Source organism: Brevibacillus centrosporus (assembly GCF_046622605.1).
GTDB lineage: Bacteria > Bacillota > Bacilli > Brevibacillales > Brevibacillaceae > Brevibacillus > Brevibacillus centrosporus.
Map to the genome: position 1 here is coordinate 2742288 of NZ_CP176856.1, position 15181 is coordinate 2757468.

General features: G+C 48.6%; 21 protein-coding genes. 14 read left to right on the plus strand and 7 right to left on the minus strand.

The window, feature by feature from the left end:
• Nucleotides 1-2: 2 nt before the first annotated feature.
• Together ACLIN2_RS14105 and ACLIN2_RS14110 are read right to left on the minus strand one after the other, a co-directional pair.
• A complete protein-coding gene (locus tag ACLIN2_RS14105; RefSeq protein ID WP_092272490.1) occupies nucleotides 3-341 on the minus strand; it encodes a histidine triad nucleotide-binding protein in 339 nt (112 codons plus the stop codon).
• A gap of 90 nt (nucleotides 342-431) precedes the next feature.
• A complete protein-coding gene (locus ACLIN2_RS14110) occupies nucleotides 432-761 on the minus strand; it encodes a GlpM family protein (protein ID WP_411504335.1) in 330 nt (109 codons plus the stop codon).
• A gap of 170 nt (nucleotides 762-931) precedes the next feature.
• On the opposite strand from ACLIN2_RS14110, the gene ACLIN2_RS14115 reads away from it, so the two are divergent.
• A complete protein-coding gene (locus ACLIN2_RS14115; RefSeq protein ID WP_411504336.1) occupies nucleotides 932-1690 on the plus strand; it encodes a MerR family transcriptional regulator in 759 nt (252 codons plus the stop codon).
• A gap of 49 nt (nucleotides 1691-1739) precedes the next feature.
• On the opposite strand, the gene ACLIN2_RS14120 is transcribed toward ACLIN2_RS14115, so the two are convergent.
• Entirely contained in the window at nucleotides 1740-3056 is a 1317-nt protein-coding gene (locus tag ACLIN2_RS14120) for an acyl-CoA thioesterase/bile acid-CoA:amino acid N-acyltransferase family protein (protein WP_411504337.1), read from the minus strand.
• 148 nt (nucleotides 3057-3204) lie between these two features.
• Between ACLIN2_RS14120 and ACLIN2_RS14125 the strand changes: the two genes are divergently transcribed.
• The 3 genes from ACLIN2_RS14125 to ACLIN2_RS14135 all read left to right on the plus strand — a co-directional run bounded on the left by ACLIN2_RS14125 (nucleotide 3205) and on the right by ACLIN2_RS14135 (nucleotide 4486).
• Complete coding sequence (locus ACLIN2_RS14125; RefSeq protein ID WP_092272497.1) at nucleotides 3205-3642, plus strand: Rrf2 family transcriptional regulator; 438 nt, start codon at nucleotides 3205-3207, stop codon at nucleotides 3640-3642.
• A 166-nt stretch (nucleotides 3643-3808) separates the two neighbouring features.
• Complete coding sequence (locus tag ACLIN2_RS14130; RefSeq protein ID WP_411504338.1) at nucleotides 3809-4201, plus strand: general stress protein; 393 nt, start codon at nucleotides 3809-3811, stop codon at nucleotides 4199-4201.
• A gap of 87 nt (nucleotides 4202-4288) precedes the next feature.
• Nucleotides 4289-4486: an aspartyl-phosphate phosphatase Spo0E family protein gene (locus tag ACLIN2_RS14135; RefSeq protein ID WP_411504339.1), complete on the plus strand. Its 198-nt coding sequence runs from the start codon at nucleotides 4289-4291 to the stop codon at nucleotides 4484-4486.
• A 185-nt stretch (nucleotides 4487-4671) separates the two neighbouring features.
• Here the strand turns inward: ACLIN2_RS14135 and ACLIN2_RS14140 are convergent, their stop codons facing one another.
• The 3 genes from ACLIN2_RS14140 to ACLIN2_RS14150 form a co-directional block, all read right to left on the minus strand.
• Complete coding sequence (locus ACLIN2_RS14140; RefSeq protein ID WP_411504340.1) at nucleotides 4672-4803, minus strand: hypothetical protein; 132 nt, start codon at nucleotides 4801-4803, stop codon at nucleotides 4672-4674.
• A 171-nt stretch (nucleotides 4804-4974) separates the two neighbouring features.
• Nucleotides 4975-5388, minus strand: coding sequence for a hypothetical protein (locus ACLIN2_RS14145; protein WP_411504341.1), 414 nt, complete (start codon nucleotides 5386-5388; stop codon nucleotides 4975-4977).
• A gap of 48 nt (nucleotides 5389-5436) precedes the next feature.
• Nucleotides 5437-5748, minus strand: coding sequence for a YtxH domain-containing protein (locus ACLIN2_RS14150; protein ID WP_411504342.1), 312 nt, complete (start codon nucleotides 5746-5748; stop codon nucleotides 5437-5439).
• A gap of 216 nt (nucleotides 5749-5964) precedes the next feature.
• Here ACLIN2_RS14150 and ACLIN2_RS14155 point away from each other — a divergent pair, with 216 nt between their 5' ends.
• Together ACLIN2_RS14155 and ACLIN2_RS14160 are read left to right on the plus strand one after the other, a co-directional pair.
• Nucleotides 5965-7098 carry a PP2C family protein-serine/threonine phosphatase gene (locus ACLIN2_RS14155; protein WP_411504343.1) on the plus strand — a complete coding sequence of 378 codons (1134 nt, stop codon included), beginning with the start codon at nucleotides 5965-5967 and terminating at the stop codon, nucleotides 7096-7098.
• 50 nt (nucleotides 7099-7148) lie between these two features.
• Entirely contained in the window at nucleotides 7149-7487 is a 339-nt protein-coding gene (locus ACLIN2_RS14160) for an STAS domain-containing protein (RefSeq protein ID WP_092270392.1), read from the plus strand.
• A gap of 68 nt (nucleotides 7488-7555) precedes the next feature.
• Here the strand turns inward: ACLIN2_RS14160 and ACLIN2_RS14165 are convergent, their stop codons facing one another.
• Entirely contained in the window at nucleotides 7556-8014 is a 459-nt protein-coding gene (locus tag ACLIN2_RS14165) for a Dps family protein (protein ID WP_411504344.1), read from the minus strand.
• 154 nt (nucleotides 8015-8168) lie between these two features.
• On the opposite strand from ACLIN2_RS14165, the gene ACLIN2_RS14170 reads away from it, so the two are divergent.
• The 8 genes from ACLIN2_RS14170 (at nucleotide 8169) to ACLIN2_RS14205 (ending at nucleotide 15177) form a co-directional block, all read left to right on the plus strand.
• Complete coding sequence (locus tag ACLIN2_RS14170) at nucleotides 8169-8621, plus strand: DUF948 domain-containing protein (RefSeq protein WP_411504345.1); 453 nt, start codon at nucleotides 8169-8171, stop codon at nucleotides 8619-8621.
• An 80-nt stretch (nucleotides 8622-8701) separates the two neighbouring features.
• Nucleotides 8702-9145 carry an anti-sigma B factor RsbW gene (gene rsbW / locus ACLIN2_RS14175; protein WP_411504346.1) on the plus strand — a complete coding sequence of 148 codons (444 nt, stop codon included), beginning with the start codon at nucleotides 8702-8704 and terminating at the stop codon, nucleotides 9143-9145.
• Nucleotides 9142-9903, plus strand: a complete 762-nt coding sequence (locus ACLIN2_RS14180) for a sigma-70 family RNA polymerase sigma factor (RefSeq protein ID WP_400581952.1) — start codon at nucleotides 9142-9144, stop codon at nucleotides 9901-9903. The genes rsbW and ACLIN2_RS14180 overlap by 4 nt, the downstream gene beginning before the upstream one ends.
• A 138-nt stretch (nucleotides 9904-10041) precedes the next feature.
• Nucleotides 10042-12795 (plus strand): CHASE3 domain-containing protein, encoded by a 2754-nt coding sequence (locus ACLIN2_RS14185; RefSeq protein ID WP_411504347.1) that lies wholly within the window; start codon nucleotides 10042-10044, stop codon nucleotides 12793-12795.
• A 15-nt stretch (nucleotides 12796-12810) separates the two neighbouring features.
• Nucleotides 12811-13698: a CheR family methyltransferase gene (locus ACLIN2_RS14190; protein ID WP_411504348.1), complete on the plus strand. Its 888-nt coding sequence runs from the start codon at nucleotides 12811-12813 to the stop codon at nucleotides 13696-13698.
• 133 nt (nucleotides 13699-13831) lie between these two features.
• The gene (locus ACLIN2_RS14195) at nucleotides 13832-13996 is read left to right on the plus strand and encodes a DUF1328 domain-containing protein (RefSeq protein WP_411504349.1); all 165 of its coding nucleotides are present in this window, start codon (nucleotides 13832-13834) and stop codon (nucleotides 13994-13996) included.
• A 43-nt stretch (nucleotides 13997-14039) separates the two neighbouring features.
• Complete coding sequence (locus ACLIN2_RS14200; RefSeq protein WP_411504350.1) at nucleotides 14040-14405, plus strand: CoA transferase; 366 nt, start codon at nucleotides 14040-14042, stop codon at nucleotides 14403-14405.
• 388 nt (nucleotides 14406-14793) lie between these two features.
• Complete coding sequence (locus tag ACLIN2_RS14205) at nucleotides 14794-15177, plus strand: response regulator (RefSeq protein WP_411504351.1); 384 nt, start codon at nucleotides 14794-14796, stop codon at nucleotides 15175-15177.
• Nucleotides 15178-15181: the final 4 nt, after the last annotated feature.

Genomic DNA, 15181 nt, shown 5'->3' on the forward strand with positions numbered 1-15181 from the left:
GTTTACATCGTCCATTCCAGCTGTTTGCCGCCGATTAAGTGGTAATGCAAGTGAAAGACGGTTTGCTGTCCGTGCTTGCCGATGTTGGTGATCACACGGAAGCCGGGGTCTTTTACTTCCATCGCTTCCGCTACTTTTTGCAGGGCGAGATGAAGATGACCGATGAGCTCTTTATCCTCAGGTTCAATGGCCATCAGCGATTGAATATGCTTTTTGGGGATCATCAGTACATGTACCGGTGCGATCGGGTTGATATCATGAAAGGCAACGACGTGATCATCCTCGTACACTTTTTTTGACGGGAGCTCCCCGTTCACGATTTTACAAAAGATACAATCCATGCTTCTCAACTTCCTTTCCAGCTTTTGATAGGGGTAAAGCCTACTTCGTCGTCCGAGTAGGCTTTACCTTTTCTTTCTTTTGAATGGATTTTAGCCGGTTACCTGTTTGTACATCCAAAAATACAGGAATAGAATGCAGATCGCAAAGAGTATTGCATACCCAGGCTTCAGCCAGGTCGTCAAAACGTAGCAGGATGCCACGAACAAGACCAGCCCAATAGCCCCTAATATACCGCTTTTTTGAGCCAGATGAAATTCCTGCGTGTTTAGATACTGGATCTGAAGCATCATGTTTAACAAGGTAAGAATGGGCAGCGTCGTAATAATGCCGGAGAGAAAAATATTCTTGGTCTTGCTCAAGTAAGAAGCGAAAACTAGAACACAGCCACCGATCAAGAACTTAATGACATAGTCGATCATTGAAAAAAGCCTCCCAGGTACTGGTCAAACGAAGTGCAAGCAAACGTGTTCATTATAATCCTCTCTCGTGAAAAAATGTAGCTAAATTTCATTTATACTAAATATGGATTTGTTTATTGACTCTCCCCTTAGAGGAGCCTTTATTCTTTGTTCGAGGAGGTGACGAGTGGTTGCTGTATACGGTAAAGGAACTGTCCGCGATTTCCCAGGTGACGATTAAAACCTTGCACCACTACCACAAGATTGGACTTCTTTTGCCTGAGAAAGTGAGTCAAGCGGGCTACAGGCTTTACGGTAGAGGGGAAGTGGAGCGGCTGCAAGCCATTTTGTTTTATCGGGAGTTGGAGATCCCGTTGTTGCAAATCAAGCAGCTGTTGGAGCGGGATGTAGATCGATTGCGCATCCTGACCGAACAAAGAACCATGCTGCGAAAGAAAGCGACTAGACTTGGGCAGATTCTAGGGACGTTGGAAAAATCGATAGAGGCGGTTCAGGGAGGCGTAACGATGGGAAAACAGGAAATGTTTGCAGGATTTTCAAGCGAGGAAGAATGGAAGAGTGCGCTACAAGAACAAAAAGAGTACTTGCAAGAAACCTACGAGGCAGAGCTCGACACGAGTACCATAGACGTGCAGGAAATGAACGAGCAAGCGCGAGAAGCTGTTTTTTTCATGACAGAGCTGGCAGATGCCTTAAGAGCTGGAGTCAAGCATTTTGACGAACGAATCAAAGAGAAAATCCAGACGCATGTGGCGTTTTTAAACCAGCATGGTCACACCATGACTGCCGTTGATTTCGCCAATCAGACAGCGTTTTTTCTCCAGGACGACTTTCATCTGGCCATGCTGGAAGCACAGCAAACTGGACTTGCTTACTATCTATCCGCAGCTGCACAGGTATTCGCTGCAGATCCACTGACTCAATCTTAAAAAAAGTAGAGCACAGGTAACGTTTTCGCGACCTGTGCTCTTTCTCTTCTCAGCCTGTCGTCCCAGAAGCTTTCGGAAACGCTCTTTCTAAAAATAGCAGGACCTCCCGCCACGAATGCTCGCAGGCATAGGCATTGTTCTTGGCTGTTCCGCCATTTAGCTGTGTTCGTGTGGTCGGGATATAGGGAAAACGTATCATGTGCCCTGTATTTTCATAGCGCAGGTGAACGACTTCATGGGGGAAGCTGTTTTCACGCAAGCGTTTGACCATTTGCTCGCAGTGCTCTGCAGATGGCCACCAATGGTCGTCATCAGAGGATAATAAGAGGATAGGGCCTTGTATCCGCTCAACGGGAATGCTTGCGTCCTCCATCCACTCGCAGTTTTTCCAAGCTTCTTTATGCAGATGGTCGATTCGCTCCTTGGTCTGTAGTCTCTCGTTCGCTTCACGGGACTGTGTTTCTGTCCAAGGGACGAAAGGAAGGGGTTCTCCCCGGAAGGACCAGGAGGACTGTGGGGAAAAAATATCGGAGTCAGCAGATTCGGTGTCACATCCAATACATACGGTGGAACTGGGACTGGAAGCGATGACGGCTCGAATATCAGGATCGAAGGACCCCATGACAAGGGAGAGCTCTGCCCCTTTGGAACGGCCAAAGACCGCGATTTTTTCCGGATGAACCTGAGGTTGCGTCTTAAGCCATTGGATGGCATTTTGTATGTACTCCAAAGGAATTTGGCGAATATCGTCAGGAAGATCGTCGCATTGAAAATAAGCAAGAGCAAGAGCTGGATATCCATGTGACGCAAACAACGCGGCAAATTGGGAGGAAGATCCGATTCCACCTTCACTGCCACCCAAAACTAGTACGGCTGGGCGCGGTTTCGCATGTGGATCGTAAAAATACAGGCCAACGAGACCGTTCTCCCGGATTTTCTCGATGGAGACCTCTGGAGAGACAAAGATTCGGGTAACATTCGCTTTAGCAATGACTTTTCCATGCACCTCGGCTGACAGGTGAATTTCCGTCGAACGAGGCGCAAATTCAAACGTATCCAAAGAATGAGGACTGTAAAAACGCTGACTCTGCACGTGCATGGACCAAAACAATCCCATCGGATCGATTCCTTCGTAGGTTCCGAAGAGGGGAGCTTGAGAAACGAGATCGACATTGCCGTCCTCATCTGACTGAAAAATAGCGTGGGACGACGCGGACATCTCTCCCCCTGGCATTCCATCCGTGAGGGTCGCGTGGAGTGTAATCAGTTGATGCGGGGCAAAGCCACTCAGTGTAATATGGACAGGGACGTCAATTAAGGCGGTGGATGGGGTAACCTCAATTTGTGGACGTAGCATGACAAACATCATACCCTTCCTTTATCTAATAAGAAAAACCGCAAATTCATTATAGTAAAGATCAAAATGGGACAGAGGGATAAGATGTGACAGTTCAGGTAACTTGACTTCCCCTTTGAGATGTAACTATAATCATTACAACGAAAGGGTGACCGAAATGAAAATCAGTAGCCGTTTTTCTATGGCTGTCCATATCTTATCACTACTTTCCATCGAATCCACGGCACACTGTACGTCCGAGTGGATCGCAGGCAGCGTGAATACGAACCCTGTAATTATTCGGCGGGTGATGGGGCAGTTGAAAAAAGCCGGGTTTGTCCATGTGCGCCCGGGTGCGGGTGGAGCTTCGCTTACGAAAGAATGGAAGGATATTACCTTACTTGATGTCTATCGAGCCGTAGATGTCGTGGAAGAAGGCGGTCTATTCCATATCCACGAGCAGCCCAATCCGCAATGTCCAGTGGGTGCCAATATTCAATTCGTGCTGGAGCTCATCCTGACTCGTGCACAGAATGCGATGGAAGAGATATTGGGGAGTGTCACGCTGGCGGATTTGGTTACGGACCTGCGCGTCCAAATCGTTGCCAATAGTTAATCGCTACAATAACGAAGCCGCCCGGCAAGGGGTGGCTTTTTTTGTGTAACGCCTTGTTTCATTTCCGTTTTTCAAGGGTAATACAGATCAAGCAAGCGGAACAGCACTTTGAGGATTGAGAGCATCGTCTCCATCCAGCACAACATTCCATTTAGGAGGGATTTTGATGTATGTCATGGATACGAAAGTGAAAACAGTGCGAAACGTCACGGAAGCAGGAGAACAAGTCAGAAAATTCAAATTAGAGGGGTACCGGGATGACTATATCTTTGTACTTGCTTATGACAAGGACCGTACCGAGCGAGTAGCAGAAAGAACCAACGCAGAACAAATTGGCGTGCTGGAGGAAGGCTTCGGTACAGCGATTGCGAACGTCTTCCGCACCCGCGATGAAGCGCTGCGTGCAAAACTCAGATCCATGGGCTTCATGCAGGCGGAAGCTGAGCGTCTGGAGAGCGAAATGGAAAATGACAAGATCGTCGTGATTGCATGGGGCGGTACCTACTACGAGGGAAATGACTACGATTCGGCTATCTATTACTATCCGCCGATGTTTTAGATCGAGAAGAAGGCAGGGGCTCTCCCCAAGGGTTGGGGAAAGCTCCTGCCCGGGAAACGTCATTGTATCGAAAGGGGATGTGAAGCCATGCGGGACCTGATCATAAACCAAATCGAGAAAGCGAGAAATGAACTGTACCAAGCCGCATATGCGAAGGGCAGTCCAAGCTTTTCTGGAGCCTTTGTTCTAAAAAAATCAAGGAAGCTGGACAACCTCATCTACCGCTATTTGAAAAGCGTAAAGATAGGCGAGGGGAAGTCAGAGAGAAATCGCAGAGCGCCATGATGCTTGTAAAAAAGAGTTGAAAAAAGCCGGGGATCCCTTTGCAAATGGATGTCCGGCTTTTGACGTGCGCCGTAATTTGTTTTTGAGGAGATTCGATAGCAGGATCCCGTTTCTTTTCAAACCGGTAATGTCACAGTCCGTTCAATTTCGTAATTGCGCATGGGAAAGGTCGCACTGATGAAAATTTACGGGCGTATATTGCCCATGGGGCTGGTAAATGCTGTCTCCTTGATCAGCCCTTCTGCTCGAACGTCCTGCCATGTTGCCCCTGATACATTCGTCTGTTGCAGATTCAATTGCCTTGTCTCTAAGCGCATCCCCTTATCCACTTTACCGTAATTAGGAAGCAGCCATGCTAACTTCTATGCCGAACAACGTAGTTTCATTTTTACCGAAGTGGTCGAATCTTTTCAACAGAAAAACAGCCCGCGTCCAGTAGGATCGGACTAAGGCTGCTTTCAGGCGTTTAAGAGCTGCTTCGTTCACGGCTATTGAATCGGATCGGGGATCTTGTTTTCATCGATAATTTCACTGCCTGTTTTGAGATCCTTCATTTCCTCGCCAAGCTTTTTGATTTCTTCCATATTTCGTGCCATGGAGCCGTTCTTCGCTTGCTTGACTGAGGCGGACGGCGACTCTAGAAAACGCTGCTCCAGCTCGATCAGCTTCTCATAGGCGGCTTTTCGGACGGAGAGAGGAACGCTCCTGCTCTCTTCGAAGGATGCCTCTTCATAGTTGATCATCGTTTGGCCATGCTCAAAGGTGACAGCCGTGACAAACAACGGATAAACTCGCCCTGTCTTTTCACAGAGAATAGGGAGGCGATAAGTCGAGGTGACCGCATGTTCGATCCGCTCGAATCCCATCTCGATAAATTTTTGGTGGACAGCAGGATATTCCATAATTTCACTTCCTCACCGAAAAGTTTGGATACACGAGCACAAGTTCCGTTAGCTTCTTCCTTGCATATCTTCTTTGACGGACTGAAGGGTATCCGCCACAATTTGTTTTCCTTCCATTGCTTTGTCCGACAGCTCGGAAGCCTGGATGCTGATTGTATCTGCAGCGTTTTGCGCTCTTTCCTTCAGAGTAGAAGCGAGCCCCATGCTCTTTTCGCTGAGAGAGCCCAGAGCGTTGGACAAATCCTCTCGCAGTGCCGAACCGGATTTTGGCGCCATCAGCAACGAAGCCGCTGCACCGATCGCTCCTCCGATCAACATTCCTTTCAAAAGACTTTTATTGTTATCAGCTGTTTGATTCATCGTTCATCTCTCCTTTTATGTGGCAGTTTGTTTGGTTCCTACTAGTCAATAAACGTTTTTTTCGAAAGTGAAACACAGAACGGTCTATTTCGAAAATTAGCTGATTCACGTGTCTTGCAGATGGGTAGTAAAAGGAAGGAGCTCTCAGTAGGATCATGCTATGATAGGGAAAGAGTAGGGGAGCTTCCCCTGATTTTCTCGTGATAGGGGGTTGCCATGGATATAGTCATTGTAGACGATAACGAAACGAACCTAGTCATCATCGAAAAAATCCTGCGCAAAGCAGGCTATCATCATCTGGTGCTGCTCTCATCGGCGAAAGAGCTCTATCATTTTCTGGAAATGGATTCTCCCAATGCAGCCGAGGTTCCGGTCGATTTGGTGCTCATGGACTTGATGATGCCGGAAATTGACGGAGTGGAAGCATGCAGAACCGTCTTGAGTCAGGAGAGGTATCGCGATCTGCCCATTATTTTTGTTACGGCCATGGGCGATTCCTATAAAATGGCGGAAGCGCTGGATGCAGGTGCCCTCGACTACGTAATGAAACCGATTAACAAAGTGGAGCTTCTGGCGCGCATCCGATCTACTCTACGGCTCAAGCACGAAAAAGATTTGCGCAAGAAGAGAGACAAGCGAATTCAAAATGAGCTGGAGCTTGCAAGACAAGTCCAGCGCAGCATGCTCTCAAGCCCGATACGGGATCAAGCAATCGAGATATCAGCTGTCTATAAACCCTCCTCAGAGCTTGCGGGAGACTTTTATGCCTGGCATGCTCTTGGTGCAGGGCGCTATGGCGTCATCTTACTGGATATGATGGGGCATGGGATCTCGTCCTCGCTGGTGTGCATGTATATGTATGCTGCCCTCAAGGACACGATCATGGGCTTGAGCGAGCCAAAAGCGGTCATGGAAGAGCTGAATCGCCGCATGAATCAGCTGCAGATGTCAGATCGACTCATCCAATATTACTTCACGGCTATTTACTTGGTCGTTGATACCGAAAAACGGACAATCCAGTATGTGAATGCTGGCCATCCGGCGGGAATCGCGATAGTAGATGGAGAGACGGTGCAGTTGACAGAAGGGTGCTGTGCACTGGGTTTTTTTCCGCAGATCGATATTGGGCAGGGAGAGATTTCCTATCGTGGGGAAGCACGCATCCTTCTCTTTACGGACGGTTTGGTGGAAAGCCTGGAGGAACAGATGGACGATGATGCTGCTGTGCTGATAAACAGCTTGCGAGAGCAGGATGAACACGATCCAAGCGCTTTGCTGCAGCGATTACAGCTGAAAACAGCAGAAGAACCAAAAGACGATATGTGCCTGGTGATGATTTCGACGAACTGACACCACATATGAATGCGAGGCAATCAAAAGAGAGAAAGGGAGTATGCGAAATGGCAGCAGAAAAATTCTCCATTGATCAGAGGGAAACGGATAAGGCGATTGTTCTGCATTTTCATGGTGAACTTGATTTGGAAGTGGCAGCGACATTGTTCCGCGACAAGCTTGAGACTGTAGTCTACCGAACAGAGAAAGAGCTGGTCTTGGATTTAACAGATTTGTCCTACATCGATAGCACCGGGATCGGAATTCTTGTCTCTGTCCTGAAGATTCGCAACGAGCGAAAGGCAGCATTGACGGTTCAGAACATTCCGGCTAGTGTATGCAAGCTTCTGGAGATTACGGGCATCTCTCAATTTTTGCTGGCAGGTGTAAAAGGGGACGCTCATTAGGAGAGCGTCGTCTTTTTATAGGAAAAAACCACGGAAGGGCAGACTCGCTGTCCCTCCGTGGTTTTTTGCTACTTGCCGAGGTAGGCATCGAGCATCCACCGATGCTTTTCAAACGAGGAATGGATTGCAATGAGCAGATCAGCCGTTGATTGATCACGATGCTCTTCTGCCAAGGTAATCCCGATTTTGATTTCCTTCATGATGCTCTCCAAATCCTCGGACAGTGCTTCCACCATTTGCTTCGCATCTTCTTCACCTGTGGCTTCCTTAATCGTCGCCATGGCTAGATGCTCCTTGAGAGTAGCGGTGGGGATCGTCTGCAGGGCCAGCATTCTTTCCGCAATGGCGTCCAGATGCACACCGACTTCGGTATACAGCTCCTCAAATTTGATGTGCAGGGTGAAGAAATTTTCGCCTTTCACGTACCAGTGGTAATGATGCAGCTTCATATAGAGAACAGAGAAGTTGGCTACTTGTTGATTGAGCGTATCAGTCAAGTACATCGAGTAGGCTGCCGGGGTTGTCATAGGGAATCCCTCCGTTTCATGGAATAGGTGTTGACAGCAACTCTTACCCCGTTACAGCTCTCTTTGAAACAGAACAAAATAATGAAAAGAAGACTGTTTCAAATGTAGAGGAAGGTGGGTAATAAGGCGAAACAGTCCAGAGGGAGGAGAGGCTATGCTACTAGAAATTAGCGCGCTTTTGATCGCGGTCGCGTTTGTGATCCTCACTTTTTATTTGATTCGAACCCTGCAAGCGGTGAAGAACTCTCTGGATGAGGTCACCAATACCTTGGTTCAAATGAAAATAGAGGTAAGAGAGATCGGAGACGAAGTAAAAGAGGTGGTGGAAAAAGCCAACGAAATGGCCGTGGATCTACGAACGAAGCTTACCATGCTGGATCATTTGTTTAGCAGTGCAAATGATGTCGGGCAAATCGTCCACGAACTAACATCGTCGATTAAAGAGTCTGCGACCTCCCTAATCGCTTCGATGACAAGCTTCAAAAACAGCAAGAAGATAGCGCAGCCGACTGGCAGATGGCATTCCCTTTTCGAGGGAGTCATAGCTGCTGTTGATCTATGGCAGAAGGTGAAGTCCTCGCGTTCAAACGCCCACGGCACGCGGTAATCAAGAGTAGACCCGGTACACAATAAACTGTTGTACACTAAGAAGAATAGCAGGAATCAGGAAAGGAAAGAGGCGCAATCATGAACCCATACGTTAGTTTTTCGATACCCGCCCAGGCGGAATATTTGGATATTGTGCGTTTGACATTGTACAGCTTCGCGACAAAGGCTGGTTTTTCCTTTGAGGAAATCGAGGACATGAAAGTGGCAGTCTCGGAGGCATGCAATAACACGATCCTGCACGCGTATGGAGATAACGAAAATGGCAGGATCGATTTGCGCCTGGAACACGATGGGGAGCATTTGCGGATTACCATAAAAGACCATGGGCAAAGCTTCGTATTTTCCCAAGAAGGGATTGGCATTCCGGAGCAGCAAGAGGATATCAAGGATCTCGCTGTGGGGGGTCTCGGCATTTTTCTGATGGAAGCCCTGATGGATGACGTCCGAGTGAGCACGGGAAACGGCAGCGGTACAGAGATCGTCCTATCGAAACGCCTCAGTAGAAATGGGGAATACGTATGAATTCAAATAAACCCAAGGAGGCTTTGTACGAGTTGTACTCCAAAATGAAGCTTTATCGGGAGACAGGCTGTCCACAGATCGCAACTGAACTTTTGGTACACTATGACCAGGTCATTCAGACAGCGGCCTCCAAGATGTCGAGAAACCGTCCTGACCTGACAGAGGACTTGTATCAGGTGGGACGCATCAAAATCCTTCGCTTGTTCGAGCAGTACGATCGTACTTTAAACATTCCATTTGAAGGCTATGCCATGAAAAGCTTGATCGGTCATATGAAAAATTACTTGCGGGACAAGTCCTGGTACATACAAGTACCGCGAAAAATTAAAGAGAAGAGCTCTCTCGTTCAACGCATCATTGACGAGCTTACGATCAAGCTCGAGCGATCACCAAAAATGGAAGAGATTTCCGAACAGGTAGGACTGACTGTAGAAGAGACGATCGAGATACTCGTGGGCCGCGACTACTACAACTATACTTCGTTAGATACGCCGCTTTCTCCAGAGGGGGAGAGCACAGCAACGATCGCCGACATGATCGCAGAGCCCGCCGATGATTACCAGCAGCTGGAGAAACGGCTGCTGGTGGATGAGGCGATGAGCTGCTTGAAGAAAGAGGAAAAAACGGTCATTTCGCTCATTTATGACGAAGGCCATTCTCAACGGCAGATTGCCGAACGGCTCGGCGTATCGCAGATGAGTGTATCGCGGATTCAAAAGCGGGCGATTGATAAGCTGAAGAGTGCCTTGTCAGAATGAAGAGCAGAGGCTTTTTGGAACGCGAAGAGCGCAAAAACCATGCGCTCTCTTTCCCTTTTCGGTTATGTATCAGGGAATATGATAGAATAATTGGGAAATATTTTCTGCACGAGCCATAGGGAGAGAGGAAGCGGAAAGATGAAGGGCGTAAATTTTCCTATTCAAGCTAAGATTTTTATCAGCTACCTAGCGATCGTGATTTGTTTGGGAATCTCTCTTTTTGTCGTGAACGGTCAAATGAAAAATCTGCAGGCAGAGATCGATGTGATATCCAACCATGACATGGCCGTACATGAATTAGCGAATCAGATCCAAAAGAATATGCTGGACATGGAGACAGGGATGCGAGGATTCATGATAACGGGGGATGAGCAGTACCTCGAGCCCTATCAGATCAGCAGCCGCAGCTGGCAGGATAACTATAACAGGCTGTACGCGCTTCTGAAGGACAATCCGGATCAGCAGCAGGCCCTAGAGCAAATGCGTCCGCTCATCTTAAGCTGGATCGCTAATACCGGCGAGTTTGTCATCCAAAACAAGAGGGAAAACAACGAAGCGGCATTGCAGCAGTACTTTGCACAAAACACAGGAAAGAACGCGATGGACGACATTCGCTCGCAAATGTCTTCGCTGGTAGCCAAAGAAAAGAACCTGACGGCAGACCGTGTGGCGAAGCTGAACCAGAGCAACGAGAACGTGCTTTACATCTGGTATGTCATTGCCGGGGGCGTGACGCTGATTAGCTTTGCGATGTCCCTTTTCTTGTCCTCGTCCATTGTCAGGACGATTAGACAGGTCGTGAGGACAATCAAAGATATTTCGAAATCGGATACGGGAGTGGATCTGAGTGCGCGAATCCACGTACAGTCAAAGGACGAGCTCCGAGATCTAGCGGAAGCCACCAACGACCTGCTGAGCAGCTTAGAAAAACAGAGCTGGATTCAAAGAAGCTTGACGGAGATTTCCACCCTTTATCAGGGAATCACAGATATTGGCGATTTGTCCAAAGCGGTCATTACCGTGCTCGCACCGAAGCTTCAAGCAGCATATGGCATCGTGTATCTGCGGAAAAATGCCGGCAATGAGACCGTTTTTGTCCGGGTGGCTGACTATGCTCTAGCGCATCAGAATACCACAGACACCTTTCGCGTAGGAGAGGGGCTCGTCGGGCAATGCGCCTTGGATAGACGGATCTTTCTCTTTGACAATTTGCCTGAGGACTATCTCAAGGTGACGTCAGGTTTAGGAGAGGCGGTTCCCCGCAATCTGGTAGTCGCTCCGATTACCGTGGAAGGAAGAGTGGAGGCAGTCATCGAGTTTGCTTCCTTTCAACCGTTCGAAGCTTCCCATCTGACACTGCTCGACCTGCTACAGGATAAGTTTGGACAGGCGATTCTCAACGTACTGGGTCGAATGGAAGTGGAAAGGCTGCTCAGCGAATCCCAGGTGATGACCGAGGAGCTGCAGACCCAATCGGAGGAGCTGCAGACCCAGTCAGAAGAGCTTCAGATGCAGCAAGAGCAGCTGCGTATCACGAATGAATTTTTGGAGGAGCAAAACCTGTTTGCCGAGCAGAGAGCGACCGAGCTGAAAAAGACACGTGATGAGCTTGCCGATTATGCCCGAAAGCTGCAGGCGAGTTCCCAGTACAAGACGGATTTCTTGGCTAATATGTCTCATGAGCTGCGAACCCCGCTCAATAGTATTTTGATTCTCTCCCAGATGCTCATGGAGAATCATCAGGGGGAAGGCGAGGAAAAGGAAGTGGAGGAATACTCGCGCGTCATCTTCCGTGCAGGACAAGATTTGCTGCGTCTCATTGATGACATTTTGGATTTGTCGAAGATTGAGGCAGGCAAGATTGAAATCTTGACGGATGAAGTAAATGTTTCCGAGATTCCGCAATCTATGCAGAGTATGTTTGAGCCGATCGCAGCGAAGAAGCAGCTTGCTTTTTGCGTGGAGATGCATCCGGATACGCCTTCCGTCCTTTTGACAGACGGACAAAGACTGCATCAAATCTTGAAAAATCTGCTGTCCAATGCCTGCAAATTCACGGAAAAGGGAAGCGTGACCCTGCGGATTGAGCCAGCGCATCCAGATCGTGTACGCGAGCTGCTGCCGCAGTTACAGGAAGAGCAGGTATTGTCCTTTTCCGTGATCGATACGGGGATCGGCATCCCTTGTGACAAGCAGGAGATCATCTTTGATGCCTTTCAGCAGGTAGACGGCACGACTAACAGGCAGTATGGGGGAACCGGCCTCGGCTTGTCTATCTGCCGTGAGTTCACACGGTTGCTCGGAGGCGCTCTATACGTCGAGAGCGAGCCTGAGAAAGGCAGCACCTTTACCTTGTATATTCCGAACCGAACAGAACGGCAAGCCCAGCAGCAGGCCGCAGAGCAAACGGCAGCAGAAGAAGTCGCGGCTGGTGGCAGTCAGCTGCTGGAGGAGATCGAGAGCGAGAAGGATTTGGTCGTGCATATCGCAGACAGCGTTCCTTTACATGAGCAGCTTTTCCAAGGCAAGCATGTACTGCTAGTGGATGATGATGCACGAAACGTATATGCGCTCGTGACTGCTTTGGAGCGAAAAGGGGTCAGGGTCGAAGTCGCTGAAAACGGGAAGCAGGCTGTGGATCTGCTGCTAGAAGATCGCAGCTACGACTTGGTGCTGATGGATATCATGATGCCGATCATGGATGGTTATCAGGCGATGAAAGCCATACGCGAGGACCTTGGCATGACGGATATGCCGATCATTGCCCTGACAGCCAAAGCGATGAAAAATGAAAGAGAAAAATGTATGGAGGCGGGAGCTTCGGATTATATCATGAAGCCGCTTAATATCGACCAGCTGTTTTCGCTTATGCGGGTGTGGCTGACAAAGTAGGTGAACGAAACGATCATGGATATCTCTATCATCGAAGCTTCGGAGGAAGTGTATGCAGATCGGGAGAGCTTTGCAGACGATGAACGCCAGCAAATCGAGATTAATCTGCTTCTGGAAGGAATCTATCAAATGTACGGATACGATTTTCGGGGGTACGTGCGGTCATCTCTTCGCAGACGAATCTTGAACCGAATGAAAGCGGAGAGGCTGCCGACCATCACGGCTCTACTCGAGAAGGTTTTGCATGAAGAAGGGGTTCTCGAACGCCTCTTGAACGATTTGTCAATTCGCATGACAGAAATGTTTCGAGATCCCAGTTTTTTTGCAGCGTTTCGAAAGCAGGTGGTTCCGTTGTTGAGGGGATTGCCCGAGATTCGCATTTGGCATGCTGGTTGTGCGACAGGGGAGGAGGTCTACTCCATGGCGATCCTGATGCACGAGGAAGGACTTGGTGAGAAGACCAGAATCTACGGAACGGACATGAACGAGAAAGCCATAGCAGCTGCGAAAAAGGGAGCTTTCGCCTTAAAGCAAATGCAGCAGTATACGAAAAATTACTTGGAGGCAGGGGGATCAAAAGCCTTTTCCGAGTACTATACGACTGATCATCAATATGCGTATTTTCACCCCGACTTGGGCGAGAACATGATGTTTGCTCAGCATAATTTGGTGACGGACGGTTCGTTTAATGAATTTCATGTGATCTTGTGCCGAAATGTCCTGATCTATTTCGATCAGGACCTGCAGCAGCACGTCCATCGCTTGATGCATAACAGCTTGTCGGACGGTGGATTTCTAGGGCTGGGAAGCAAGGAATCGATTCTGCTTGCCCCGGATCGAGTGTATTATGAAGACTTTATCCCGCAAGAAAAAGTTTATCGAAAACAAGCAGTGCAAAAATAAATGAGAAGGACCGCTACAGTTGTTGATGGTTTCCATCGAGCAGCAGCGGTCCTTTGTTTCAGTTGCCGAAGTTACGGTTAAGAAAGAGTAAGAAGAAATCAAAAAGAAATGATCCAAGAAAGCAGGTGTTCCTATGTTAGGATGGTCCATGATGTTTCTGATCATCGCTCTGATTGCCGCTGTTTTCGGTTTTACGGGAATCGTTACGGCAGCGGTGGGGATTGCGAAGTTCCTGTTCGTCGTCTTCTTGATTCTCTTTGTCCTCTCGCTCCTTTTCGGCAGACGGAGCATCAGATAACGAAGTTCCCGAAGAAACAGCGAAAGTTTGATCCGACTGTCCGGTGCGCCGGACAGTTTTCTCTGTTCCCAAGTACGCTATTAAAAGCGGCTGGGCTGCCCTCATCCAAAGAGGAAAAACAGGAAAGGGAGCTTACCTCGACATAGCGATTGCGGATGTCGTCCTGTCGCTGATGACCACACATGTGGCAGTGGAGTCTGGCAGCGGCGAGCAGCATGGACTTGCCAAGCTGTCCCGAGGGTATGTATATTATTACGGGATCTATCGCACGCAGGATAACCGGTACGTTGCATTGGGGGCATTGGAATCAAAGTTTTGGGACAATTTTTGTTTGGCCGTGGAAAGAAAGCAGTGGCTCTCTGCGCGCATGAGCTTGCAGCGTGAGGACAACCCGATCTTCCAAGAATGAAGCAGCTGTTTGCGAGTCGAACCTTAGCCGAGTGGACGACATTTTCCCTGACGATTGACTGCTGTTTGACACCGATTCTCGAGGTCGGGGAGCTTCATCAGCATCCCCAGATTCAGGCAAGAGGACTTATTCAGGAAAAATGGGGACATCGTTATGTGGGTACGTGTTATTTGGAACAGAAAAGCGCGCAGAGCATACGGAAGAATGGCTCGCTCGTTTGGCGAGACGTTCTTGATCATTGTACAAGACGGGAAGCATCTGTATAAGCGTGACTGGAAAAAATCCCCTGTGCTCGCTATAATGGTTTTTAGGATCACAATCGGCAGTGCAGTTCGACTAGGGTGTCATCGCATGTCTTTCCATTCTCTGTAGAGCAGGAGGTGGAGCTTTGCGTCAAACCTATCGTATCATTGTCATTGATGACGATCCGATCACTCGCATGGATTTAGTGGAAATGCTGCAGGATGCAGGATATGATGTCGTGGCAGAGGGGAAAAACGGGGAGGAAGATGTCCGTTTGACGCAAACGTTGCACCCCCATCTCGTCATGATGGATGTCAAAATGCCGGGGATGGACGGTTTAACAGCGGCAGAACTCATCCAAAAGAGCGGCCAGGCAGCCGTCCTGCTGCTAACGGCATACAGCCAGAATGAGATCGTAGCAAAAGCGAAAGCAAAGGGCATCCGTGCTTGTCTGGTCAAGCCAGTCTTGGAGGAAGAGCTGCTTCCCACCGTGGCATTTGTCTTGTCAGACCTTTCGCAGATTAGGTAGATTC